Genomic DNA, 25,004 nt, shown 5'->3' on the forward strand with positions numbered 1-25,004 from the left:
AGAATAAAATGAAATCAAAATTAGTCACATTAATTTGTCTTCTTGTCATTGGTATCGGACAAGGTTTTGCGCAAACACAAACAACAGAAGATGCTAAATTTCAGTTTAATACTCCAGAACATTATATGGATGGTTATTCGTTAAATTTTCAGTACCAAGACGGGAAAGCCTTGCATATGGCGTTTGACAAAGGTAAAGCCCAATATGAATGGATAAGCGGACCAAGAACAGGGAAAGGGAATTCAGATATTCCGTACCGTTCTCGTAAAATTGGAGAAAACCTCTATCTCGTAAATTGGCACGAAACGGGGCTAAAAGATTATCTAACTATTATCTTCGACTTAGATAAAATGATAATCCATACTTCGATAATTGTGGGATATGAAAATCAGCCTGATAGACCATTAAAAACGGTTTTTTTAACAGGAGTTATCGATCATTTAAAAACATCTAAATAATATGAGTACAGTAGCAAATTGCCCAACATGTGGAGGCAAATCAGTAATAAAAGAAGCAAACGGACAAACCACTTATGTCGCTTTACAAGACGATGAACTTATAAAAAAAGTGGGTCAGCTTAAGAAAGCGATGCAAAAATTTAAAGCTAAAGCCGAGGCTTTAGAGCAGGAGTTAGACACTTTAAGAATACAATAAATGGACTTTTTAAAACGAAATTACGGCTGGATGATTGTGAGCCTATTGGCCTTATTACCTATGCTTATCATTAGTAAAATGATTCAGGTAGATGTTGGTAACGGACTCTCAATTTCATTAGTTGAAAACACTATAGGTGACGAGCAGACTACACTAGATATGCTATATCATATTTCAGGTGAGTTTGCGATCCGGTGGATGACAGCCGTATTAACGTTAACCCCAGTTTTTATAATTTTCGGAATACAACATCTTTTTGTTAGGCAAGCTATGGGAATCGCTACGGCTATATGGAGCATCCTGCATTTTATAATTTTTATATCGGCCGAAGGCTTCTTAGAAACCTTTACACAATTTAATTATATCGCTGGAGGTATCGCTGTTTTAATACTTATTCCACTGCTTATTACATCTAACAGAAAATCAATGAAACGATTAAAAAAGAACTGGAAAAAACTACAAAGCTTAGCGTATGTTGCTGTTGGTTTAAGTTTACTCCACGTTGCCATTCTCGATAAAACATGGATTATTTATGCGGTTATTGTGAGTTTAGGTTTTGTGGTTAGAATGCCAATCGTTAGAGATAAATTCTTAGAAAGACGCAAACGAAAACAAGGATTAACGCATTAATTTTATAATGAGCATAATAGAAAATATATTAAAAAAGGTCGTTTTAGAAACCGCTAGTATTAGTGAGAAAGGCCAATTATCGGCATCGGTTTATAACATTCAACTTAAAAGCGAGCGTTTTAAAACCGCAGATTTTGAGCCAGGATATTTTTTAAGATTAGGTGTAGGCATTGATAATGATACCCTAGCCATGAAAGATAAGGTACGAAGTTATAGTGTTTGGGATATTGACAACACCAAAGGGACTATAGACTTGGCTATTGCTACAGAAAGCCGCGGCATTGGTGCACATTGGGTTTCGAGTTGTAAACTAGGCGAAACGGTATATTTTAAATGGAAAAAAGGGAATTTCTTATTAGACCAAACCGCAGATAGTTATCTAATGATTGGTGATGTATCGGCATTGTCTCATTTGTATATGCTTAATAGACATTTGCCAGAGAAGCAGGTGGAAAGTATTATTTACAGTGATTTAAATCATGTATTTGAAGATACAGACGGCTCAAATCCATTTAATTTTTATAATTTAAAGCCAAATGCCATAGCAGCCATTTTGAAATTAGTAAACGACATGACACCCAAGTTGAAAGGAAATAGAATGGTTTATATTGCGGGTGACAGTAGAGTTTGTGTGGCTTTGAATGCCTATTTCAAGAATGAATTACAGTGGAATACCAAACAAATAAAAACGAAACCGTTCTGGAATCCTGATAAAAGAGGGTTGGAATAAAACGCTTCACACTTTTATTGTAGTGAAAAAGTGGTCGTTTCGTATATCCATTAAAATAATAAATGACATCATAAAAAACATAGATTATGACTATAGCAGTAACATCGGCAAGCGGTAAATTGGGATCTTCAATTATAAAAAAATTACACACCCAAATAGGAGCAGACCATATAATTGGCCTTGCTCGAACTCCAGAAAAAGCAAAGCATTTAGGTGTAGAAATACGGAAAGGCGATTATAATAAACCACAAGATTTAGAAGCCTCTTTAAAAGGAATAGATGTGGTTATGCTATTGTCTGGCATGGACGAACCTCAAAAAAGAATCCAACAGCATCGCAATGTTATCGAAGCCGCTAAAGCGAATGGTGTTAAAAAAATAGTGTATACCAGTATTATTGGCGACGAAGAACACAATGCGTTTAGTCCGATTGTGCAATCCAATAGGCAAACCGAATTAGATGTTCGGAATTCGGGATTAGAATGGGTAATTGGTAGAAACGGTATTTATATAGAACCCGATTTAGAGTATATAGATACTTATGTAAAAGACGGTGAAATTAGAAATTGTGCTGGCAATGGTAAATGTACCTATACGAGTCGAGACGAACTGGCGACGGCTTATGCACATATGTTGCTAGAGGACAAACATAATGGGCAGACTTACAATCTTGTAGGCGATGCCATCACACAATCGCAATTGGCAACGTATATGAATGCTGTTTACAATACAAATTTAGTATATCATTCTGTTTCGGTTGATGCTTATTTGGAAGAGCGAAAAAACGAATTAGGTGACTTTTTAGGCACCGTGATTGCAGGGATTTACGAAGGTATTAGAAACGGCGCGAATGATGTGCGGTCCGATTTTGAAAAAGCGACAGGAAGACCACATCAATCTACTTTAGAGATAATAAAAGCCTTTCAATAGGCATTTAAAAAACGAAAACACACGAATTAAAATGGCTGGAGAAACAAATTTATCTGAATTATTAAAAGGCATGACGCCAAAACTAAATGCAGGCGACTATGTCTTTTCTACAATACAAGATCTTAGTTTTATTGACCGCAACGATACAATATGTGAATTTAAAGAACAGGAAGGAACAACTATTGTTATTAGAAAAGAAAAAGCAGACCAGCTAAACTTAAATTACGACTATATTGCCTCTTGGATTACACTTATGATTCATTCATCGCTTGACGCAGTAGGTTTGACTGCTGTTTTTTCAACAACATTGGGGAAGCATGGCATGAGCTGCAACGTTATTGCGGGATATTATCACGACCATATTTTTGTAGATAAAAAAGATGCGGAAAAAGCCATGAAGGTGTTGTTGGAATTATCTGAAAAGCAATAATTACTATACCACATATCTATAAATCTTGAATGCAATAAGCTTGGAAAAATTATTCAATATATGTTATAGAAACTACTCAAAGAAATGGGAGAGATAAACAAAACGTCTCTGCATTAAATTAATTTCTATTTATAATTTATTTGTTAACTTTAGTACTTAAGCCATGCAACTAATCTTATACAAAATTATTGTAGGTAATTTAAGAACAACACGACATATGGAATATGGATAACGTTTTAACCGACTTAAAGACTGAAAATAACTTTGCATTTGGTAAATTATACCGAGATAATTATGGTAAGATTTCAAGATTTGTTCAAAACAACAGCGGAAATCAAGCCGATGCAGAAGACTTATTTCAAGAGGCAATGATGGTACTTGTAGAAAAACTTCGACAAGACAATTTTCAGCTCACTGCTTCAATAGACACCTATGTCTATGCCATTTGTAAAAACTTATGGTTTAAAAAACTACGCAATACAAACTTCCAATTATCTATTGATGATATGCAGTCTTTAGAGTTCCAAGACGCCATTAATGACTCTATTGAAGCCGAAAAAACATATTCAGAAAAGTTAAAAGGCTATCTTCTTAAAATTACAGACCATTGCAATAGACTTATTCACGATATGTTTTTTAAAGAAAAAGCCATAGAACAAATTCAAAAAGATTACGGCTATTCTACACGTCATAATGCTCAAAATCAGAAGCATAAATGTGTTGAGCAAATACGAAAAGTTAAAGAGAAAGAAGATATATTAAAAAAAAATAGTTCACTTGGGTGATTTTTTGAGATGATTGGTATAAAGGTATAGATAGTTCATTTTGACTATCATAACCTTTACATATTAAAAACAATGATTTCAACAATTAGAACAATAATTTTAGTAATAGCTATTACAGCTTTTAGTACACTTTCAGTAAACGCTCAAGAAGCAACAATGTGGAAAGTAGATAAGGCGCATACGTCTGTTAATTTTTCAATCAATCACTTTTTTACGGCTGTAACAGGAAAATTTAAAGATTTTGACGGAAATATACATTTCGATCCAAACAATTTAACAGGAAGCAAAGCCGATTTTTCAGTAGCTATTAATAGCATAAATACAGATGATGCCAAGCGTGATAAGCATTTACAATCGGCAGATTTCTTTGATGCAAAGACTTACAATAAAATGACTTTTACATCGACTAAATTTGAGAAAAAATCTGATAAAGAGTATTTAATTTACGGAAAATTAACAATTAAAGATCAAACTAAAGTTGTTGTACTTCCTTTGAAAATAACAGGAGAGATGGAGCATCCAATGATGAAAAACACTCTTATTTTAGGAGTTGTTATTGATACTACAATTGACAGAACAGATTACGGAGTTGGAACAGGAGATTGGGCTGCTACTATGGTTGTTGGTGATGAAGTGAAAATACATATTCCAATGGAATTAAATCGTAAAAAATAAATAACATTACATAAATAATATATTATGAATACAAAAATTCAAAAATCAATAGTAGCTGGAATTATAGGTACAGCTATAATGACCATAGTGATGATGATTGCTCCAATGCTGGGAATGCCTAAAATGTCTCCACCAAAAATGCTATCAGGAATGTTAGGAATGCCCGTTTTTATAGGTTGGATCATGCACTTTGTAATTGGAATAATGTTTGCTTTTGTTTATACCTATTTGTGCATTTTTAAGCATAAAATTAAAAATGTTTGGATAAAAGGTGCCGTATTTGGAGTTATTGCTTTTGTAGCTGCACAAGTTATGATGGCACTAATGGGCATGATGATGCCAATGCCAGAAATGGAAGGCTCTAAGGTTTTAACAGCTATAGGCGGTTTAATGGGGCATATTATTTTTGGAATGGCAGTTGCTAAAACAGTAGGAGACACTTATTGTAATAGTGGGAGTTGCCAAACTAAAACAAGATAGAACATAAAAGAATATGGTATTATATAAACATAATCACGGTTCAGGTGTAAACTTGAACCGTTTCAATGTTTCATTATGCATATCGTTATTTAAAACGAAACACATATAAAATATAACAATAAGTAGATAAGACCTTTAACGTTCTTACAAACAAAAATAATTAATGACATGAGAGGTAAAATATTTTTGGCCGGTTTATTTGGACTTTTGGCAAGTAGTATTGTTGGAATAGGAGAGTTTTTTCTTCATTATAGTCCGCAAATTATAGGTAATGCAGACAATTATCAGTTTTTTCAGTTTGTATCAAGAGACCATTTAATAACAGGACATTTTTTAACGGTATTTGCTATTCCTTTCTATTTTGTGGGGTATTACCATATTTATAAAATGTTAGAACACGGAAATAAAAAATTAGCCGCTATTGTTTTTGGCTTAGGTGTTTTTGCTTTTACTATTGGTGGTTTTTGGATTACTTCTAGAGCCTTTTTAGGCACAATTGTTCATCTTCAAAACGACATTGATGCCAATATCTATCAAAAAATACTAGACAATTATACCTTAATTAGCGAATCTCTTGTTCAGGTTTTAAGAGTCATAATCCTTTTACTTTCTATATTTTTTAGTATTACCATATTAAAAGGAGGGACCTATTATAAAAAATGGATGGCCATTTTTAACCCCATAGTTTTATTACTTTTTGTATTTGCTATATATTTTATAGCACCTCAAATAGGAAAATACATAGCACCCATTGCAATGAACGTGGTTCATTTTATATTATTTAGTTTATCATTATATCAATTTAAAAACGTAAATCAACCATCAGTATGAGCAAAGTAAAAAAAATTTTAGGAGGTGTTTTAGCTCTAATTGTATTAATTATAATTAGTGTAGCCGTTAAATTTAGTACAGATAGGAATAATCCTTATAAAAATACAATAGCAGAGTCTTTAATACCCACATTTAAAGAAATTCCTATCGATTTTACACATCAATTTAACGGCACAGAATCTTTGCCTGTTACAGCATCTGTATTAATAGATATTGATAATGATGGTGTAGATGAATTGTTTTTAGGTGGAGGATACAATCAGCAAGATGAAATATTTAGTTATAAAGCAGGAAAATTTGTTTCGATATCTAAAAGTGTAGGGCTTCCTATAAAAGAGCATAGTACAACTTTAAGTGGGGCTTCAACCGATTTAGATAACAATGGATTTACCGATTTAATTCTGTCTAGAGAAGATGGTATCGTGATTTATTATAATACCAACGGAAAATTCACACCCAAGATATTAGAGTATGATTTGGCAGATAATGCCACACCATTAGGTTTAACTTTAGGAGATGTTAATAAAGATGGATTTACCGATATTTTTGTAGCCAATTATATTAGAAAAAAACAAATGGTTGGACAAAATAATTTCAGTGAAAATTACGGTCCTCAAAGTCTTTTACTTATCAATAACGGAGACCATACTTTTAAAAATACAACCATTGAAGCCGGGTTAGAATATTTGCATAATACATTTATGGGGATATTGATTGATATTGATAATGATACTTGGTTAGATTTGGTTATTGCATATGATACTGGTGAAATTAGAACCTACAAAAATAAAGGCGATGGAACTTTTGAAAAGAAAGAAAACCCATCGACCAACACATTTGGTTATCCAATGGGTATAGCTGTAGGAGATTATAATAATGATGGTTTAGTCGATTTTATGTTTTCAAATACGGGATCAACAGTGCCTCACTTTTTAGCAAGTGGAAATATTGAAGACAAGAGTCTTTTTAATTCTGATTGGATATTTTTCGAGAATAAAGGACACTTTGTCTTTGAAGATGTAGCCGAAAAAACACAAATTAAAGATTTTGAATTTTCATGGGGAGCTGTATTTGCAGACATGAATAATGATGGATTACAAGAATTGATTGTAGCCGAAAATTACATTGATTTTCCACCTCATAAAGTTTTTAAATTACCAGGTCGATTTTTGGTTCAAAAAGAAGACCATACTTTTGTGTCTACAGAAGAAAAAAGTGGCATAGTAAATCCTAATTATGCAATAACACCGTTGGTAAGTGATTTTAATACAGATGGTTATTTAGACCTAGTTTGGGTAAACATAGGGTCGCCTGTTTTAGCCTATATAAACAAAGGAGGTAAGAATAATTTTATTAAAGTAAAATTGGATGATAATGCCAAGAATTTAGGCGCTAAAGTAGAAGTTATAACTACTGGTGGTAAAAAAATAACAGAAGATTTTATTGTTGGAGAAGGATTAACAAGCGATCAATCGGCTACCTTACATTTTGGTTTAGGTAAAGACCAAGTGCAGCAGGTTGTAGTAAGATATATTGGTGGAAGCGAATACACATTTTTAGCCCCAAAAACAAATACACTTTTAACAATTCCGAAAGTTTCAGATTCTATACCAACTACCAATTTAAGTCAAGAGTAGTGCGTTTAAAACAAGTATTACATACACTTTTAATACTTCTTTTTATATTAAGTATTTTTGGGGCAAGCCCTTTAGTTTATAATGAATATGTAAACACTTCTATTTGCCCCAAAATACTTGATATACCAGCGTGTTATATTATAATGCTCTGTTTTATAATACCTTTAATTGCCCATCTATTAAAATTGAGTAATTATATGTATTTTATAGGGACGGCAATTGCTTTTTTAATTGCTTTTTATGGAACAATAATGCAAGTCTCAGAAATTATAGAATGTCCTAAAACCTCTACAGGAATACCTATGTGTTTTATTTCATTATCTATTTTTACAACTCTAATTATTACAAAAGCCTACCTGATAAAATTAAAGCGGTTCTAAGCCAATTACAGTCGTAAAACCAATTATTTCTTTTAAAGTACTTCTATAAATATCCTCTTAAATAATCCTGATTCTGCTATTTCAAAATTTTGGTTAATAGTTATTCTAATTTATTCATCATATTGCTTTTATTAGAGATTTAATATTCCCCTTTTAATTTCAGAAATACTAACTGGAAATCTTCTTATTTAATTTCCCTATTTACGGGAAAACCGTAATAATAAAAGTTAATTAAATAATATATTTATTGAATAGATCTATGCTAATAGTTAGATGTTTAGTTGTAGTAAAGAGGTTTGCTTTTTTTTGTTCTCAATATGGCTAATTGTTATTAGCAGAATAGATAAGTACTTTACTCAACTGATTAAACTTTATCCTGACGCAGATTATAGCGGAATGAAAAAGAAAGCAGAATTGATGCTTAAAAAGAGTGAATCTGACAAAATTAAAGACTCACTTACAAAATTAATTGAGTTAATCGATTCAAAGAAAAACATGGAGGAATAACCAACTAAACAAATAGTAGAAAACAAATTAGCATTAATTTCAAAATATGGAAGACACGAACTTAACCGAAAACTCTTTTGAAGCATTTGAAAAGATTAATACACGCAGAAGACAGTTACTTCCATGGTGGATTAAAGTGTTCTGTTGGATTTTTATGTTCTTCGGTCTTTTGTCTTTTGTTTGTTTATTTCTAGGGTTTACAAATATAAAACCTGACTTAGCTTTTTATGGATTTGAATCAAATGAACCCTTTTCATTGAATGGATTACTTGTGATTTCTGTAGGTGTTTTTAAAGGTTTTACGGCTTTTTTATTGTGGTTTGAAAGCGATATTGCTATTAAAATTGGAAAAATAGATGCAATAATTGGAATTGTTCTTTGTGTAATCTCTATGCTAGTTTTACCATTTTTTCAAGATGGTTTTAATCTTACAATTCGGTTAGAAATAGCTTTACTAATACCTTTTTTTATTACTCTAAACAAGATTCAAAAGGTGTGGGAGGCCACAATACACTAAACAGTGTATACAGCTAATACTGTATATGAAAACACTAATGTTTTACTTAAACAAAAACGTTGTTTATTAACCCAAAAATATCCTTACAAACAAAACGTTATACGCTATTTAATTAAAAATTAAAAATTAAACATTATGAAAAACATCAAATTTATTGCAATTACAATTTTTGTTTTAACAACTCAAATGCTAATTGCTCAGGATTTTGAAATTCCTCAAAACATAAAATTAGAGCAGGAATCTGATTATATTAAATATGAGAAAGATGTTTTAAAAGCGATTAATTGGCTTGAAAATACTAGTGTTGAAGAGCACGTAACGAAAAGAGAACATACCCGTGTTTTTGTTATGAAATGGATTATGGATACGCCAACAATTACAATTGGTTTGCAAGCGTTTCAAATAGATTTAACTGAAAAAAATCCAGAACTATTAACATCGTTTCTCGGAGGTTGGACAAAATTTGCAATTGAAAACCCATCAGAAAAAGAAGATGTAATCAAATCGAATATAGCGGGATTTAAAAGTCTTATGAAAGTTTATTCTGCAAATAAAGGTAAAGGAATTAAAAAAGATAATAAAGTTGAAAAATTGATTAAACTAAGCCCTGAGGAGTTAAATGCATGGGTTAGAAAAGAGATAGAATAAAAACCAATTCGAATTTACTATAGATAAAGAGAAATTGACTAATAATAACCAACTTGAAAGTCACTATATCAAAACCATCTATTTTTAAAACCTAACCAAATAGAAAGAAAGTGCGGGTATGCTTTCTTCCGATTTTCGTATTGAAAAACTTCTGAACCACCCCCGCACTTTTATTATATATAAAATTATTGTCTTTTCTGCCTAATATGTAAAGCAATAAAGAAATTTAATTTATCATCTGCAATAGCATATTAAATATTTAGCGTTCATTTTTTACGTCTAGCAAACTTTCATTAAATAAATTAAATATTCTAGTATATTCATCGGTCCAGCTGCTAGGCTCAACAAAACCATGTCTTTCTACAGGGTAAACAGCCATTTCCCAGTTGGTTTTTTCTAATTCAATAAGGCGTTGCGATAGGCGTACCATATCTTGAAAATGTACATTATCGTCTACCATACCGTGTAAAATTAATAAATCGCCTTTAAGTCCATCTGCAAAGTAAATAGGAGAACTTCTTCTATAGGCAAGACTGTCTGTAACAGGAGTATTTAAAATGCGGGCTGTGTAGCCGTGGTTGTATGCGGCCCAGTCTCCAACAGAACGTATTGCAGCTCCAGCTTTAAAGGTGTCGGGTTCGTTAAACATACCCATTAATGTTATAAAACCACCATACGACCCTCCGTAAATACCCACTTTATCTTTATCAATTCCTAATTCGTTTACCAAATATTGTGCGCCATCTACTTGGTCGCTAAGATCTTTGCCTCCCATATGGCGGTAAATGCCTGTTCGCCATGTACTACCATAACCTGCGCTACCACGGTAATCGATATCTAAAACGGTATATCCATTATCGACTAACATATTGTGAAACATATACTCTCGGAAATAAAGACTCCACCATTTATGTGCGTTTTGAAGATATCCTGCACCATGCACAAAGATTATTGCTGCTTTGTTTTTTACAGTGGTATTGGGGTTGTAAAGGCGGGCATGTACTTTAGCACCATCATTAGCCGTAAAGGTAATACTTTCTGGATCTCTCCATTTATAGGCGTTAAATGCCTTGGTTGTCGACTTGGTAAGTTGCGTTGCTGTTGCTTTAGTTTTACTGAATATGGGATTGTTTTTCAGAAATAATTCTGTTGGTTTATTAGAGTAGGAGTATAGTATAGCCATTTGTGTTTCATCTGGAGAAAGTGTGACATCGTGTCTTCCAACCTTATCTGTAAGTTGCGTAAGCTTACCTCCGTTAAGAGGCATGTAATAAAACTGACGATCTCCTGGATGGTTTTTGTTGGCCGTAAAATACCAGTGTTTTTTATCGTTAGACATAAACGGATCGTAAATTTCATAATCGCCAGAAGTTAGTGTTTTTGTTTTTTTAGACACTGTATTTAATGCGTATAGATGTGAGTATCCAGAGACTTCCGATTGAAACCAAATACTTTTTTGGTCAGGCATCCATCCCAGTTCTCCACCACGATAACCACCAATTCCTGGGCCTGCAATCCACGCTTTGTTGTGCTGGTGGTTTAAGTTGGTTACAGTACCATCTTCAGCATTTAATAACACTATCCATCGGTCTTTATAATCGTTAGCATTGATATCTAAAACAGCTTTGCTTCCGTTTTCATTCCAAACAGGGCCACTGATATATCCAATTCTATTTTCATTTTTATATTCTTTGTCAGGATACTCTTTTGTGTATTCCGGAATGTAATCTAAGCCCTCTAAATTATCTAATACTACAGGATATGTTTTTCTGTGCGCTATATCATACACCTGTAATTGATAAGTATCTGGAGTATCTCCGACTTTAGACCGTGTGTTTTGATCTTCTGTGTAGCCTGATTCTGTGATGTAATGTGGGGTAATTGTACCTTTGTTTGTTTCTCTTTTTACTGTTAAATAGGTTATATATTTTCCGTTTGGACTTATTTTAAGACTGTTAATAGATTGTCCATCTGTATATATAGGCAGTGGTTTTTTTAGATTTTCTTTTTCCTTAAAAAGGGCTTCTTCATCTGTTCTGGATTTACGTGCTTTCAAAACATCAAACAGTCCTAATTGGTCTTGGTATAACCATTCATCTTTGGCGTTTCGTTTGTCTTCTTTCTTCTTTTTATTAGTGAAGTTGGTTAATTGTTTGGTTTCTCCAGAATTGATATCCCAAGTGTATAAGTTGTTATTCTGAACATAGGCAACGTGTTGCTCGTTATTTGTAAAATGCACATTACTTTCTGTAGCCTTGGTATTGGTAATTTGTATACTGTTTCCTGAGGCAATATCCATTAGAAACACATCGCCATGTTTGCTATATATTTTCTTAGTTTTATTACTATTGAAAGTGCCGCGAGACGCAGGTAATTTGTATGCCTTATCAAAAGATACTTTATTGATATCCTTTGTATTGGTGTGGTATGCGTAAAGTGAATCGCTAAAGGCATTTTCCGGATTCCAATTAAAGTAAATCGTGTTTCCATTAGCAGACCATTGTACATTAGACGGTAAGTGTCCAACAAAGGCATCGCCTTGCATAATTTGTTTAATATGTAGTGATGATGTGTTGTGATCTTGTGCTTTAGTCACAAAAAGGCTAGCTGATAGCAGTAGGCTTAGAAGTATTTTTTTATGCATATAAGAGGATGGTATATAGAGTGAATTCAAATATAACCATTTGTGTTAATGCTAAGAAATAGAATTAAAAAATAAGGCTAAACACAGAACCTTCTCCCTCCACACTTTTTACAATAATTCGGCCTTTATGCAGTAACATAATTTGCTTACAAAGACTTAAACCAATACCGCTTCCTGTAGACTTACTGGTAAAAAAGGGAACAAAAATATTTTCTAATATTTCGTTAGGAATTCCAGAGCCATTATCTACAACTTTTATAACAATATCTCTATTTGAATTTTGAGATGCGATGACTTTTATTTTTGGTTGATTACTTTGTTTACAGGCGTCTACCGCATTAATAATAAGGTTAATTAGTACTTGTTCTATAAGATGCGTATCAATATCGAGTTCTAATTTTGGAGGAGTTACTTGAAATTGTATAGCCATGTTTTTAGCCTGCAAGGACGGTTCCATTAACAATTGAATGTTATGAAACAGTTCTGACAGTTTAACCCGTTGCAAATTTAAATGGGTAACTTTGTTTAAACTTCGGTAAGTTTTTGCAAATTTTAGTAAGCCCTCGCTTCTGTTTTTAATGGTTTTTACACCAGCATTTAAATCTTCTAATTCCAAACGTGTTTCTTCAGGATGTTCTATGGCTAATTGTACGTTTTTTTGAAGTGTATCTGCTAACGAAGAAATGGGTGCAATAGAATTCATGATTTCATGCGTCATGACACTTAATAACTTCTTCCAAGACTCCGATTCGTTTTTATTTAAGGTGTCATCAATATTTTGAATGACTATTAATTTGAAAGTATCCTCTTTTACCTGAAAAACAGTATCTGAAATTAAGATTTTAATACTTTCATTTTGAAGTGCTATCGAAATGGAATTGGGTTCTCTGTGGTAGGTTTCAAAAATGGTATTGAATAATTCGGGTTTTCTATTTTCTACAAACCGAATGTTTTTAAACGATGGGATATCTAAGGTTTCACCAAAAGAATCATTACTCCAAAGTACATCTCCAGATTCCAGATTATACGCTATAATACCGATATCTACCATTTCTAAAATCTTTTGTAGGTACACGTATTGCGCTTCGTTTTGAGCGTTTATTTCTTTAATGGTTCTATTAATTTCGTTGAACCCCGTATAGAGAAACCGAATATCTTTTGGACCACGATCTTCAGGAAACCATCTTGAGAAATCGCGGTATTTTACAGCTTCAAAAAAATCGTCCATAGCAACAAAACGCCGTTTTATAAAGGTATACGTATTAATGCATAAATAAAATAAGACCATGCTAATAATAACGGTATAAGTTGTTTTATCTCTGTAAATCGTATACGTTATACCGAGAATTGTACATACAATAAGTACAATTCTAAAAAACAATTTAAAGATGTATGTTTTATAGTTCATACTTCTCTAATCGTCTATATAGAGCCGCTCTTGTAATGCCTAGCTCTTTGGCAGATTTAGAGACATTACCTCTATTTTTTTCTAGTACAGTAAGAATTGCATTTTTTTCTAAATCGTCTAAATTTAAACTCTTCGTTTCTATACTGGTTGTGGTTATAGAACGTTCGATTGTTGAAAATACTAAGTCTTCAGGTTTTAAAACAGTACCATCTGTCATAATCACAGCGCGTTCTAAGACATATTGCAATTCTCTAACATTACCAGGGAAGTCGTGATTTTTAAGTTTTGAAATAAATCCAGAATCGAATGTAAATGGACTTTTATTATATTTTTCGGCATATAGAGCCACAAAATGATGTGCTAATTCTGTAATATCTGTGCCACGATCTCTTAAAGGTGGTACAGTAATATCAACCGTATTGATTCTATAAATTAAATCTTTTCTAAATTTACTTTCGTCGGCTAAAACTTGAGGATTAATATTGGTAGCACAAATTAACCGAATGTCAATTGGAATGGAATCATTAGAACCTAAAGGTGTGACGTGTCTGTTTTGTAAAATGGTAAGCAATCGTGCTTGTTGGCTTAAGCTAATATTTCCAATTTCATCTAAAAATAAAGTCCCACCATGGGCAGCTTCAAAACGGCCTTTTCGATCTTCTCTGGCATCTGTAAACGCACCTTTTTTATACCCGAATAATTCACTTTCAAATAGCGATTCGGTTAAGGCACCTACATCTACTTTTATAAACGGTTTGTGTTGCCTGTTAGAGAGGTCGTGCAATGCACGTGCAATTAAATCTTTACCAGTACCATTTTCTCCAAGAACTAAAATATTAGCATCTGTTGGTCCTACTTTTTTCAGTTTTGTATAGACGTTATTCATAACGTCACTGTTTCCAATAATTTCAACAGCATCACTATGAATGGATTTTTTGTTCGCGTGTTTAGATTTCTTATTACAAAGAATAGCGTTTATAGATTCTATGATTTTTTCATTCTTCCAAGGTTTCATTAAAAAGTCGGAAGCTCCTTCTTTTAATCCTCTTATCGCTAAATCAATATCTGCATAAGCAGTCATTAAAATAACAGACGTCTCTGGATTTTTTTGTAAGATTTTATTTAACCAAAAAATACCTTCATTCCCTGTGTTAACTAAACCATTAAAATTCATGTCTAAGATGATAATATCAAAAGACATACTTTCTATTTGAGACGTAATATTACTTGAGTTTTTTTCGGTAACCACTGTTTTAACAAGAGGTTTTAAAAGCAGGCGTAATGCTGTTAATACATCAACATCATCGTCTATTACCAATATTGTAGCGTTTTTTAATACCATCACTCGATAATCGAGGTTTATTTATTAGGAAGTCTTTTCAAAGCTCAACGTTATTCTTCGTAAATTACGTATAGAGCTCATTCTAAGGTTGTGTTTACAATATTACGATTTTATCTTGGGCTTATGAAAATTACAAAACCTAAATTTTTGGCGTCTTCAAAAGTGTGCGTTTTCGAACATAAAGTGTATCAAAAACGGACACTTTTAGTTTTGGATTTAAAATTAATTAATTGTAAATGAGGTTTTTATGGTTTTGGCATCATCTTCACTATATAAACGGTATAAATAAAAGAGATACAATGGACGTTCCAATTCAAAAGAAGAAATTTTCAAATCAAAAACTAGGATTAGCTTTAGGGGGTATAGCCGTTATAACTTTAATTGTATATGTTATTTTACAGACTTCTGGTGGCTCTAAATTGAATGTAGAAAAAGAACGTATTTCTATACATACCGTAAGTAAAAATGTGTTTCAGGAAAATATACCTGTTAATGGTATAGTACTACCCATTACTACTATTTATTTGGATGCGCTTGAAGGCGGACGTGTAGAGGAGAAGTTTGTAGAAGATGGTGCTATTTTAAAACAAGGAGAGCCCATTTTAAGATTATCGAATACCGATTTGGAATTGAGTTTAATTAATCAGGAAACATCGGTATATAACTTATTAACGCAAATGCAGATTTCTCAAAATGCAGCACGACAAAATACTATTAATAGGCAAAATCAATTTACAGATGTTGAAAGTAATTTAATAGAAGCAGAGCGTATTTATAATTTAAACAAACGCTTATATGAAAAAGGAGCGATTGGACGAATGGATTATGAATCGTCTGAGAATAATTTTGAATATCAAAAACAACTCATGAAATTAGCGAAACAAGTACTGTCTGAAGATACTATTTCATCGCAATTAGAAGTAAGCCAAGCCAAAAACTCGTACGCCAGAACACAGAGCGCTTTAGAATTAATGCGAAAAAAAGTAGGTGATTTAGTGGTTAGAGCTCCAATAGATGGGCAATTAACATCTCTTGATGCTGAAATCGGACAATCTATAAATAAAGGCACACGATTAGGACAAGTGGATGTCACTAGTGGTTACAAGGTAAGAGTTGATATCGATGAGCATTATATTTCTAGAATCTATAATGGCCAAATCGGAACCTTCACATTGAATAACACAACCTACACGTTAGTCATCAAAAAAGTATTTACCCAAGTAAATAATGGTCGTTTTCAAGTAGATATGAAATTTGAAGGCGATGTACCAGAAGGGATTAGAAGAGGTCAAAACTTACAGATTCGTGTGGCCTTAAGTGCCGAAAAAGAAGCCTTATTAGTTTCAAAAGGTGGGTTTTTTCAAAAAACAGGAGGGAATTGGGTGTTTAAAGTGAGTGAAGATGGTAACACGGCCTATAAAGTAAATATCAGATTAGGAAGTCAGAATACAGAATACTACGAAGTGCTTGAGGGATTAAATCCTGGTGATAAAGTCGTGACATCGAGTTACGATTCTTTTGGTGATACGGAAGAGTTGATTTTGAAATAGAAACAAGAGCATAGAGAAATAATTAAGAGTTAACAACTAACAAGCTAAAGGCTAACAGCTAAAAAATATAAATACAATGATACAAATTACGGACTTAGAGAAATTTTATAAAACCGAAGAAGTGCAAACCATAGCTTTAAATAAGTTGTCTTTTAATGTAAAAGAAGGTGAATTTGTCGCGATTATGGGACCTTCAGGATGTGGGAAATCGACTTTATTAAACATTTTAGGGTTATTGGATGATCCAGATGGTGGAAGTTTTTTGTTTAACGGGACTGAAGTCGCTGGTTACAATGAGCGTAAACGTTCAGAATTACGTAAACATAACATCGGTTTTGTATTTCAGAGTTTTAATCTTATCGATGAACTTACCGTTTTTGAAAACGTAGAATTACCATTAATCTACACCGGTGTAAAACCTGCAGAACGTAAAAAACAAGTAGAAGCGGTTTTAGAAAAAATGCAAATTATGCACAGAAGAAATCACTTTCCTCAGCAATTGTCTGGTGGACAACAACAACGTGTGGCTGTCGCAAGAGCTGTTGTGAACAAGCCCAAACTAATTCTTGCCGATGAGCCAACAGGAAATTTAGATAGTACCAATGGGAACGAGGTTATGGATTTATTAATCGATCTTAATGAAGCAGGAACTACAATAATAATGGTAACACACAGTGAACACGATGCGAAATATAGTCATAGAATTATCAGAATGTTAGATGGACAAAAAGTAACAGAAAATATTTTGGCATAAATCGACTTTTATCAATCAATCAATCAATCTGGCGGAAAAGCACTTCAGTTAATCACAAATGAATTAGTCACATATTAATTACTGAAGTGTTGGCGCCAAATCAAAAAACGAACAGTAATTCTTAGAAACTATGTTTAAAAATTATTTCAAAATAGCACTCAGAAACCTCTGGAAGAACAGAACATTCACAGCACTCAATGTCGTAGGTCTTACAGTGGCATTCGGAGTAGCCCTATTATTAGGCATGTTTGCGGTTTTTCAATTGTCTTTTGATCGCTTTCATGAGCATGGAGATGAAATCTATCAAGTGTATACAGAAGATAGTGGGTTAAATGGTATTGAAGCCAATACCTCAAAATCCGAACCTTTTGCGGCAGCACTTCGTGATGAGGTTACAGGAGTAGAGAAAATTACACGTTATAGTGGTTCTGGAGTCTTATTAACGTATCAAGACAAGCAGCTTGGTATGGGGACTGCTTATGTAGATCCCGACTTTTTTGAGATGTTCAGCTTTCCCATTGTAAAAGGTGATACGAAACATCCAATAACCTCAGAGTCTTCAGTTGCGATGACAGAGCAGGCTGCAAAACGCATATTTGGCGATGAGAATCCGATAGGGCAAACCGTTACTATTTTAAGAGATGAAGTCGAAGTGCCTTTTAATGTCACCGCGATTATAGAAGATTTTCCTAATACAAGTTCTATAGGTTTTGATATCGTGCTCAATTTTAAAAGCCAAAATGAACATGCCTATGCCAGAACTGTAGGACGTTGGGACATGGAGAATCATGAGGTGTATATGCAACTTTCTGAAGGTTTAAAACCTGAGCAATTTGAGAAAAGCACAGCAGATTTCACCCAATTACATTATAAAAATGAGATTGATAATGCCAAGCGTGATGGTTTTCAACCCAATGTAGATGGCCTTTACAGACAAATAAAACTATTGCCGTTGGCAGATGTTCGCTTTGCTAATTTTAATCAAGGCGTTGTTAGTGTCAATCGTACGATGCCTTATTTAGTTTTGGGAATTTCATTTTTAATTCTGTTTATCGCTTGTGTGAATTTTATAAATATGAGTATTGCCAAAAGTTCACAACGTTTGCGTGAAATTGGCATGCGAAAAACACTTGGAGCCAATAAAAAACAGCTCTTCTTTCAGTTTTGGGGAGAGAGCATTTTAGTGTTTTTAATGTCTATAGGTTTAGGGATTTTATTAGCTGTGGTGTTACTGCCTTATTTTCAAACACTCTTTAGAACGCAAGCTTCATTGGCAACATTACTAAATCCATCATTACTGACTTTGCTAATTTTTAGTGTTTTGCTTATTACATTAATTGCAGGTGGTTATCCTGCATTACTCATGAGTCGTCTAGGAACTTTACAAAGTTTAAAAGGAAAGCTACAGGTGAATGGTAAAAATCGTTTGCGTAACAGTTTAATGGTTTTACAATTTGGGATCGCTATTTTATTGATAAGTGGTACGCTTGTACTTTGGGATCAGGTCGAATTTATGCGAACTAAAGATTTAGGGTTTAATAAAGATCAGGTCATTGCTTTTCCGCTTAATGGAAAACGCAACGATCAAAAGGCTATAGAATTACTTCGAAATACGCTTCAGGATAAGCCGAATATTGTGAGCATCACAGCATCCAATAATATTTTGGGTATTGGAAAAGATGGTAATCGAACGACAAGTGTCTTAGGTTTTGAGTATAAAGGACGTGGAGTGGATACGCATATGTTAGTTGTTGATGCCGATTATGTTGAAACTTTAGATTTGAATATCATTGAAGGCCGTTCATTTCGAAAGAATCTGGTGAGCGACAGTCTATCGGTTATTATCAACCAAGCAATGGCCAAACAGATGAATGAAGACGATATTTTAGCATCTCAAATCACACTAGATGATGCTTCATACAATATCGTTGGAGTAATTGAGGATTTTAACTTTCAGGAATTAGATCAGCATATTGCACCTATGAGCTTATTTGCACTACCTAATTGGAATCTAAGAAATGCCTACGTTAAAGTTACATCTCAAAATTTAGAACAGGCTTACGATGATGTAAAAACAGCTTGGAATACTATTGAACCTAATGTAGAATTTCAGGGCTCATTTTTAAATGAAAATATAGAACGAACCTTACGTAACGAACGCACCATGATTACCATGATTGGTAGTGGTTCTGTACTCGCCATTATCTTAAGTTGTATCGGTTTGTTTGCCATGTCATTGCTCATTGTGGCACAACGACGAAAGGAAATTGGTGTACGTAAAATTGTTGGTGCGAGTGTCTCTGCAATTACGGTATTGCTTACTAAAGACTTTTTAAAATTGGTTGTTATTGCATTTCTTATGGCTACACCTATTGCTTGGTGGACCATGAATAAATGGTTACAGAACTATCCGTATCGTATTGATCTTAATATTTGGATGTTCCTTGCAGCTGGTGGAATTGCCGTATTAATAGCCATGCTAACCATAGCTGTAAAAACAATAAAAGCCGCAACCTCTAATCCTGTTGATTCATTACGAACGGAATAACTAATCAATCAAATCATACACATTATGATTAAAAATTATTTCAAAATAGCCTGGAGGAACCTTTGGAAGAACAAAGTTTTGTCAATAATAAATTTGTTTAGTTTATCAATTGGAATCGCTTCTGTTTTACTAATTGCTATTTATATTAATAATGAATATAAGTTTGATAATTTTCATAAAAACGAATCAAATTTATATCGTGTTGGATTCCAATTTTTTCAAAGCGGAAAACTAATTGGGTCGGATGCACAATTTATATCTGATTTTGGATCTGACGCCAAAGTTGAATTGCCTGAAATTGAATCTTTTGTTCGTATTTCTTCAGAAAGGGAAGCCTATATTTCTTCAGGAAATAAAGCATTCAATCTTAAAAATATTCATCATGCAGATCAAGGGTTTTTCGATGTTCTTACTTACAACTTATTAAAAGGGAATCCAAATACAGTACTAAAAGAGCCTTTCTCTATTGTGCTTACAGAAACTATAGCGAAAAAATTATTTGGAAACGAAGAAGCTATTGGGAAAACGATAAAAATCAATAATTCAAGTGAATACCTTGTCACTGGTATTGCTCAAGATACACCCCCTAATTCTCATATAAAGTATAATGCCTTGCTTTCCTTTAAAACATTATATAAAGAACCTGGTAATTATTTGGGTTGGAATGGAGGTAATCAATATATAACTTATTTACTGCTTAAAAATGGTACTAATCCTGATGTATTACAAAATAAGTTTCCTGATTTTATGTGGAAACATATTAATGAAAAAAATGAAAGTATTGGCTTTAAAACGGTTGCTTCGCTTCAACCTATAAAAGACCTTCATCTTTACTATAACAACAATTCTAAAACATTACGCACCAATATTTATATTTTTAGTATAGTAGCCTTACTCATTTTAGTTATTTCAAGTATTAATTATATTAACTTAACTACGGCTCAATCTGTAACTCGAATAAAAGAAATTGGAGTAAGAAAAATACTAGGTGCAAATAAGAGGCAAATAGTAAAACAGTTTTTAGGTGAAACCTTATTAATATCTGCAATATCAGGTTTATTTGCTATTATGTTGGTTGCTTTTTTACTTCCTGCTTATGAACGATTACTTGATACAAGTTTAAGCCTTAATGATTCTGAGATTTTACAAGCGCTTCTGTTTTTGTTTATTTTTATTTTACTTGTAAGTACCATTGCAGGAAGCTATCGAGCATTTTATCTTACTTCTTTTAATATAAGTGAAACCTTTAAGGCAAACTTTCCTAAGTTTTCATCATCATTTAATTTTAAAAAGGGGCTCATTGTTGTTCAGTTTGTTATTACAATCGGCTTAATAGCAAGTACTTTATTTATTAGCATGCAAATGCAGTTTATTAAAACAAAAAATCAGGGATTTAATAAAGAACAAATATTGATTTTACCATTAATAGGTTCTAATGCCCAAAAAGGATATACGCTTTTAAAACAAAAGCTATTAGAGTTACCCGAAATTAAAAATGTAACAGGAGTATCAGAAGTGCCATATAATGGTATTACCCAAAATGGGTTTAGACCTGAAAAGAGTAAACAAATTATGATGATCCATCAGTTGGACGTTGATGAGAGCTTTTTAAAAACATTTGACATCAATCTTGTTTCTGGGAGTTTTTTTTCCAAGGAAAGTCTGAGTTATAAAAATGGTTATGTAATTAATGAAGCACTTGCGAAATCATTAGGTTGGAAAAACCCAATTGGCAAAACTATTCATAGAGATGGTGATCATAAAGTTATTGGTGTTGTACAGGACTTTAACTTTGCCGCCTTACACGATGAAATTGAACCGTTAATTATTACGAACCAACCTTTTGATGATTATTATTCGGCATTGGTTGTAAAATATTATGTTGGAGAATCTTTGAATTTAATAGATAAAACAGAGGAATTATGGTCAAGTTTATTGGCTAAGACACCATTTGATTACTGGTTTTTGGATGATGCTTTTAGTACGGTTTATAAAAGTGAAAAAAGGTTTCAGAATATTTTTTATTACTTCTCAAGTCTATCAATTATACTATCTCTTGTGGGGATATTTGGTTTGGTTTTATTAATGCTGAAACGAAGAACAAAGGAGATGGGAATACGAAAAATTTTGGGAGCGAATATGCTCAATATAACAAAAATTGTAGTTACAGATTTTATTTGGCTTGTCTTGCTCGCAGCAATTATTTCAATACCATTAACCTGGTATTATATCAATTCATGGTTACAAAATTTTGCATATCATATTAAAATAAAATGGTGGGTATTTATAATTACAGCGCTTATTGTATTGCTTATTGTCGTTTTAACTATTGGTATACACGTTATAAAGACTTCAATTAAAAACCCAGCAGAAAGTTTAAGAAGAGAATAAGCCTCATTCAAAAAATAATTAATCATGATTAAAAATTATTTCAAAATAGCCTGGAGGAACCTTATGAAGCATAAGGTGTTTTCTCTAATTAATATCATAGGTCTTACTATAGGATTAAGTGCGTCGTTTGTGATTGGTTTAATGGTGTATTATGATGCTACTTTTGATGACTTTCATAAAGATGGTGATCGCATTTATCGAGTCGTTACCGATTTAATTAGTCCAGAAGATACCTTTTCTATTTCTGGAGTCACTTTAGCCTTAGAGGATGAAATAAAGGATGATTCCAATTTTGAAACGGTTGGTAGCTTTTATATAGAACGCCCTTCAAAAGTTGAAAATAGAGAATTAGGTTCCGAATTTAAGTGGCCAAACTTCGTCATTTTTACAGATGCCAATTATTTTAAGATTTTCAATTATACATTTTTAGCAGGAGATGAAACTAACATCTTATCACATCCAAATAGTGTTATACTAACTGAAAATAGAGCAGCAGATTACTTTCCAAATACGGTACCTTCAGATATTATAGGAAAGACTTTAGTTTATAACGATTCCCTTAATGTTACTGTAACAGGTATTGTTGAAAATTTTAAAGAAAGAACAGATTTTGTGTTCGAAGAATTTATAGCAAAACCTCTTCTTTTGCAAACCCGATTACGAGAAAATTTCCTCAATTTAAATTGGAATAATACAAATGATGCTTCACAACTCTTTGTAAAAGTAGCTTCTAATGCCGATGTATCAGCCATACAAAATCGTCTTGATAATTTAGCTGCAGCGCACCAAGATGAAGATTCAAAAAAATATGGTGACGAGCAAAAATTTGCATTACAACCGTTGTCAGATATTCATTTTAATGAAAAATATGGCATCTATGATTGGTCTAAAGGGCAAGCCAATAAATCACTACTGATAAACTTGGCTTTAGTGGCTGTATTCCTCTTATTATTAGGCTGTATCAATTTTATTAACCTCAATACAGCACAAGCATCTCAACGTGCCAAAGAGATTGGTATTCGAAAAACCTTAGGGAGTTCTAGGAAGCAATTGATTAGTCAGTTTATGGGAGAGACCTTTTTATTGGTGCTTATATCTGCTCTATTGTCTGTTTTACTTTCTAAATGGTTAATAAATGTGTTTTCAGATTTTGTGCCAGATGGTCTAAATTTTGAGCTTTTTAAATCGCCTTTAATTGTTGTAAGTGTCATCGTTTTATTAATTATAGTAACCTTTTTATCAGGATTTTATCCAGCCCTAATTTTATCAAAATTTAATACCGTTTCCGTATTAAAAAATCATTTAGCTGTTGGTGACAAAAAGGTAAAACTTAGAAAGTTTTTAACCATTTTTCAGTTTACCATTGCTCAGATATTCATAATTGCCACATTATTGGTCGGTAAACAAATTAATTTTCTGCTCACTACAGATATGGGTTTTAAAACGGATGCTATTATTTCTGTTTATAGTCCAAGAGGTGAGCGTGAAGTTTCCAAAAAAGAGCTTTATGCTGAAAAATTAAGAGCCATTCCAGAAATAAAAGACATAAGTATTGGAGGTACACCTCCAGCATCGATATCCACAAATAGTACCTCTCTTACCTATAATAATGGTGAAAATGAGGTTAACACCGACTTGCAATTTATTTTTGGGGACATTAATTATTCTAAAGTCTTTGAGTTAGATCTTTTAGCCGGAAGACGTATAAGAAATGATACGGTTAAAGAGTTAGTCATAAACGAAACCTGTAGAAAAAAACTAGGATTTAAAAGTCCAGAGGAAGCCGTTGGTAAGATCGTTTTGTTAGGTGGTGAGAATGTTCCGATTGTGGGTGTTATGGCCGACTTTTTTCAACGTTCATTGAAAAGCAATATTAAACCTATGGCATTTCGTGGCGATTGGAACCGTCCAGATTGGAGCCAATTTCAAGCTGTACATTTAGCGTTTCAAAATGAATCTTCCGAAGGCTTAAAAACAACATTGTCTAAAATTGAAAACGCTTATAAATCTGTATATACAGAAACAGATGATTACCGAGTCGAGTTTTTAGACGAAAGCATTCAAAATTTCTATAATCGCGAACGTAAAATGTCTAAACTATTAAATTGGGCTACGGGCTTATCTATTTTAATTAGTTGTTTAGGCTTATTAGGTCTTGTCATTTATACCACAAACCGACGTATAAAAGAAATAGGAGTCCGTAAGGTTTTAGGTGCGTCATTATTTCAAATTAACACAATCCTATGTAAAGAATTCTTAATCTTGGTTGCGATTGCTTTTGTAATTGCGGCACCAATTGCTTGGTATGGGATTAATAACTGGTTGCAAGATTTTGCCTATAAAACGAGTATTAGTTTCTGGGTGTTTCTAGTAAGCGGATTAGCTATGATTTTCTTTGCTTTAATAGTCATCAGTGTAAAGACGCTTCAGGCTGCAAATGCCAATCCTGTAGACTCATTGCGTTCAGAATAAAGTGTTCGATTACGAACAAATAGTGTACTAAAAGCGAACACTATTTAGTTTTGAATTAAAGT

Annotated in this window: 23 protein-coding genes; 20 read left to right on the plus strand and 3 right to left on the minus strand. The window is 33.0% G+C overall.

What is annotated here, in order from left to right; translation table 11 throughout:
- Positions 1 to 8: 8 nt before the first annotated feature.
- The 15 genes from Q1B05_RS06525 to Q1B05_RS06595 all read left to right on the plus strand — a co-directional run bounded on the left by Q1B05_RS06525 (position 9) and on the right by Q1B05_RS06595 (position 9,833).
- Positions 9 to 458: a hypothetical protein gene (locus tag Q1B05_RS06525; RefSeq protein ID WP_299778861.1), complete on the plus strand. Its 450-nt coding sequence runs from the start codon at positions 9 to 11 to the stop codon at positions 456 to 458.
- Position 459: 1 nt separating this feature from the next.
- Positions 460 to 654: a hypothetical protein gene (locus Q1B05_RS06530; protein WP_299778863.1), complete on the plus strand. Its 195-nt coding sequence runs from the start codon at positions 460 to 462 to the stop codon at positions 652 to 654.
- Entirely contained in the window at positions 655 to 1,284 is a 630-nt protein-coding gene (locus Q1B05_RS06535; protein WP_299778865.1) for a ferric reductase-like transmembrane domain-containing protein, read from the plus strand. It begins immediately after the preceding gene.
- Between the two features lie 7 nt (positions 1,285 to 1,291).
- Positions 1,292 to 2,014: an SIP domain-containing protein gene (locus tag Q1B05_RS06540; RefSeq protein ID WP_299778867.1), complete on the plus strand. Its 723-nt coding sequence runs from the start codon at positions 1,292 to 1,294 to the stop codon at positions 2,012 to 2,014.
- 86 nt (positions 2,015 to 2,100) lie between these two features.
- Positions 2,101 to 2,943 carry an SDR family oxidoreductase gene (locus tag Q1B05_RS06545; RefSeq protein ID WP_299778870.1) on the plus strand — a complete coding sequence of 281 codons (843 nt, stop codon included), beginning with the start codon at positions 2,101 to 2,103 and terminating at the stop codon, positions 2,941 to 2,943.
- A gap of 31 nt (positions 2,944 to 2,974) precedes the next feature.
- Positions 2,975 to 3,373 carry an ACT domain-containing protein gene (locus tag Q1B05_RS06550; RefSeq protein ID WP_299778872.1) on the plus strand — a complete coding sequence of 133 codons (399 nt, stop codon included), beginning with the start codon at positions 2,975 to 2,977 and terminating at the stop codon, positions 3,371 to 3,373.
- Positions 3,374 to 3,597: 224 nt separating this feature from the next.
- Complete coding sequence (locus Q1B05_RS06555) at positions 3,598 to 4,158, plus strand: sigma-70 family RNA polymerase sigma factor (RefSeq protein WP_299778874.1); 561 nt, start codon at positions 3,598 to 3,600, stop codon at positions 4,156 to 4,158.
- 72 nt (positions 4,159 to 4,230) lie between these two features.
- Positions 4,231 to 4,833, plus strand: a complete 603-nt coding sequence (locus Q1B05_RS06560; protein WP_299778876.1) for a YceI family protein — start codon at positions 4,231 to 4,233, stop codon at positions 4,831 to 4,833.
- Positions 4,834 to 4,857: 24 nt separating this feature from the next.
- Positions 4,858 to 5,313 carry a DUF6789 family protein gene (locus tag Q1B05_RS06565; RefSeq protein WP_299778878.1) on the plus strand — a complete coding sequence of 152 codons (456 nt, stop codon included), beginning with the start codon at positions 4,858 to 4,860 and terminating at the stop codon, positions 5,311 to 5,313.
- Between the two features lie 168 nt (positions 5,314 to 5,481).
- Positions 5,482 to 6,144 carry a DUF6796 family protein gene (locus tag Q1B05_RS06570; protein WP_299778880.1) on the plus strand — a complete coding sequence of 221 codons (663 nt, stop codon included), beginning with the start codon at positions 5,482 to 5,484 and terminating at the stop codon, positions 6,142 to 6,144.
- Positions 6,141 to 7,781 (plus strand): CRTAC1 family protein, encoded by a 1,641-nt coding sequence (locus tag Q1B05_RS06575; RefSeq protein WP_299778882.1) that lies wholly within the window; start codon positions 6,141 to 6,143, stop codon positions 7,779 to 7,781. The genes Q1B05_RS06570 and Q1B05_RS06575 overlap by 4 nt, the downstream gene beginning before the upstream one ends.
- A 197-nt stretch (positions 7,782 to 7,978) precedes the next feature.
- Positions 7,979 to 8,161: a hypothetical protein gene (locus Q1B05_RS06580; protein WP_299778884.1), complete on the plus strand. Its 183-nt coding sequence runs from the start codon at positions 7,979 to 7,981 to the stop codon at positions 8,159 to 8,161.
- 306 nt (positions 8,162 to 8,467) lie between these two features.
- Positions 8,468 to 8,668, plus strand: a complete 201-nt coding sequence (locus Q1B05_RS06585) for a hypothetical protein (RefSeq protein ID WP_299778887.1) — start codon at positions 8,468 to 8,470, stop codon at positions 8,666 to 8,668.
- Between the two features lie 46 nt (positions 8,669 to 8,714).
- Positions 8,715 to 9,185, plus strand: a complete 471-nt coding sequence (locus tag Q1B05_RS06590; RefSeq protein WP_299778889.1) for a hypothetical protein — start codon at positions 8,715 to 8,717, stop codon at positions 9,183 to 9,185.
- 135 nt (positions 9,186 to 9,320) lie between these two features.
- Positions 9,321 to 9,833, plus strand: a complete 513-nt coding sequence (locus Q1B05_RS06595) for a hypothetical protein (RefSeq protein WP_299778891.1) — start codon at positions 9,321 to 9,323, stop codon at positions 9,831 to 9,833.
- Positions 9,834 to 10,092: 259 nt separating this feature from the next.
- Here Q1B05_RS06595 and Q1B05_RS06600 read toward each other — a convergent pair whose 3' ends face one another.
- The 3 genes from Q1B05_RS06600 to Q1B05_RS06610 form a co-directional block, all read right to left on the minus strand.
- Positions 10,093 to 12,477 carry a prolyl oligopeptidase family serine peptidase gene (locus Q1B05_RS06600; protein WP_299778892.1) on the minus strand — a complete coding sequence of 795 codons (2,385 nt, stop codon included), beginning with the start codon at positions 12,475 to 12,477 and terminating at the stop codon, positions 10,093 to 10,095.
- A gap of 64 nt (positions 12,478 to 12,541) precedes the next feature.
- Entirely contained in the window at positions 12,542 to 13,885 is a 1,344-nt protein-coding gene (locus tag Q1B05_RS06605; protein ID WP_299778893.1) for a HAMP domain-containing sensor histidine kinase, read from the minus strand.
- The gene (locus Q1B05_RS06610) at positions 13,875 to 15,227 is read right to left on the minus strand and encodes a sigma-54 dependent transcriptional regulator (protein ID WP_299778895.1); all 1,353 of its coding nucleotides are present in this window, start codon (positions 15,225 to 15,227) and stop codon (positions 13,875 to 13,877) included. Before Q1B05_RS06610 ends, Q1B05_RS06605 begins: the two co-directional genes overlap by 11 nt.
- A gap of 299 nt (positions 15,228 to 15,526) precedes the next feature.
- On the opposite strand from Q1B05_RS06610, the gene Q1B05_RS06615 reads away from it, so the two are divergent.
- The 5 genes from Q1B05_RS06615 (at position 15,527) to Q1B05_RS06635 (ending at position 24,942) form a co-directional block, all read left to right on the plus strand.
- Positions 15,527 to 16,777 carry an efflux RND transporter periplasmic adaptor subunit gene (locus tag Q1B05_RS06615; protein WP_299779742.1) on the plus strand — a complete coding sequence of 417 codons (1,251 nt, stop codon included), beginning with the start codon at positions 15,527 to 15,529 and terminating at the stop codon, positions 16,775 to 16,777.
- 76 nt (positions 16,778 to 16,853) lie between these two features.
- Positions 16,854 to 17,531: an ABC transporter ATP-binding protein gene (locus tag Q1B05_RS06620; protein ID WP_299778897.1), complete on the plus strand. Its 678-nt coding sequence runs from the start codon at positions 16,854 to 16,856 to the stop codon at positions 17,529 to 17,531.
- Positions 17,532 to 17,661: 130 nt separating this feature from the next.
- Complete coding sequence (locus Q1B05_RS06625) at positions 17,662 to 20,079, plus strand: FtsX-like permease family protein (protein WP_299778899.1); 2,418 nt, start codon at positions 17,662 to 17,664, stop codon at positions 20,077 to 20,079.
- A 24-nt stretch (positions 20,080 to 20,103) separates the two neighbouring features.
- A complete protein-coding gene (locus Q1B05_RS06630; protein WP_299778901.1) occupies positions 20,104 to 22,470 on the plus strand; it encodes an ABC transporter permease in 2,367 nt (788 codons plus the stop codon).
- 24 nt (positions 22,471 to 22,494) lie between these two features.
- Entirely contained in the window at positions 22,495 to 24,942 is a 2,448-nt protein-coding gene (locus tag Q1B05_RS06635; protein WP_299778903.1) for an ABC transporter permease, read from the plus strand.
- The last annotated feature ends 62 nt before the right edge of the window (positions 24,943 to 25,004 follow it).

Origin of the sequence: uncultured Formosa sp., assembly GCF_947500765.1 — a bacterium.
Lineage (GTDB): Bacteria > Bacteroidota > Bacteroidia > Flavobacteriales > Flavobacteriaceae > Formosa.

What these genes read in the sequence shown, in the direction of transcription:
- Q1B05_RS06525 (WP_299778861.1), top strand. Translation starts at nt 9, where the DNA reads ATGAAATCAAAATTAGTCACATTAATTTGTCTTCTTGTCATTGGTATC.
- Q1B05_RS06530 (WP_299778863.1), top strand. Translation starts at nt 460, where the DNA reads ATGAGTACAGTAGCAAATTGCCCAACATGTGGAGGCAAATCAGTAATA.
- Q1B05_RS06535 (WP_299778865.1), top strand. Translation starts at nt 655, where the DNA reads ATGGACTTTTTAAAACGAAATTACGGCTGGATGATTGTGAGCCTATTG.
- Q1B05_RS06540 (WP_299778867.1), top strand. Translation starts at nt 1,292, where the DNA reads ATGAGCATAATAGAAAATATATTAAAAAAGGTCGTTTTAGAAACCGCT.
- Q1B05_RS06545 (WP_299778870.1), top strand. Translation starts at nt 2,101, where the DNA reads ATGACTATAGCAGTAACATCGGCAAGCGGTAAATTGGGATCTTCAATT.
- Q1B05_RS06550 (WP_299778872.1), top strand. Translation starts at nt 2,975, where the DNA reads ATGGCTGGAGAAACAAATTTATCTGAATTATTAAAAGGCATGACGCCA.
- Q1B05_RS06555 (WP_299778874.1), top strand. Translation starts at nt 3,598, where the DNA reads ATGGATAACGTTTTAACCGACTTAAAGACTGAAAATAACTTTGCATTT.
- Q1B05_RS06560 (WP_299778876.1), top strand. Translation starts at nt 4,231, where the DNA reads ATGATTTCAACAATTAGAACAATAATTTTAGTAATAGCTATTACAGCT.
- Q1B05_RS06565 (WP_299778878.1), top strand. Translation starts at nt 4,858, where the DNA reads ATGAATACAAAAATTCAAAAATCAATAGTAGCTGGAATTATAGGTACA.
- Q1B05_RS06570 (WP_299778880.1), top strand. Translation starts at nt 5,482, where the DNA reads ATGAGAGGTAAAATATTTTTGGCCGGTTTATTTGGACTTTTGGCAAGT.
- Q1B05_RS06575 (WP_299778882.1), top strand. Translation starts at nt 6,141, where the DNA reads ATGAGCAAAGTAAAAAAAATTTTAGGAGGTGTTTTAGCTCTAATTGTA.
- Q1B05_RS06580 (WP_299778884.1), top strand. Translation starts at nt 7,979, where the DNA reads ATGTATTTTATAGGGACGGCAATTGCTTTTTTAATTGCTTTTTATGGA.
- Q1B05_RS06590 (WP_299778889.1), top strand. Translation starts at nt 8,715, where the DNA reads ATGGAAGACACGAACTTAACCGAAAACTCTTTTGAAGCATTTGAAAAG.
- Q1B05_RS06595 (WP_299778891.1), top strand. Translation starts at nt 9,321, where the DNA reads ATGAAAAACATCAAATTTATTGCAATTACAATTTTTGTTTTAACAACT.
- Q1B05_RS06600 (WP_299778892.1), bottom strand. Translation starts at nt 12,477, where the DNA reads ATGCATAAAAAAATACTTCTAAGCCTACTGCTATCAGCTAGCCTTTTT.
- Q1B05_RS06605 (WP_299778893.1), bottom strand. Translation starts at nt 13,885, where the DNA reads ATGAACTATAAAACATACATCTTTAAATTGTTTTTTAGAATTGTACTT.
- Q1B05_RS06610 (WP_299778895.1), bottom strand. Translation starts at nt 15,227, where the DNA reads ATGGTATTAAAAAACGCTACAATATTGGTAATAGACGATGATGTTGAT.
- Q1B05_RS06615 (WP_299779742.1), top strand. Translation starts at nt 15,527, where the DNA reads ATGGACGTTCCAATTCAAAAGAAGAAATTTTCAAATCAAAAACTAGGA.
- Q1B05_RS06620 (WP_299778897.1), top strand. Translation starts at nt 16,854, where the DNA reads ATGATACAAATTACGGACTTAGAGAAATTTTATAAAACCGAAGAAGTG.
- Q1B05_RS06625 (WP_299778899.1), top strand. Translation starts at nt 17,662, where the DNA reads ATGTTTAAAAATTATTTCAAAATAGCACTCAGAAACCTCTGGAAGAAC.
- Q1B05_RS06630 (WP_299778901.1), top strand. Translation starts at nt 20,104, where the DNA reads ATGATTAAAAATTATTTCAAAATAGCCTGGAGGAACCTTTGGAAGAAC.
- Q1B05_RS06635 (WP_299778903.1), top strand. Translation starts at nt 22,495, where the DNA reads ATGATTAAAAATTATTTCAAAATAGCCTGGAGGAACCTTATGAAGCAT.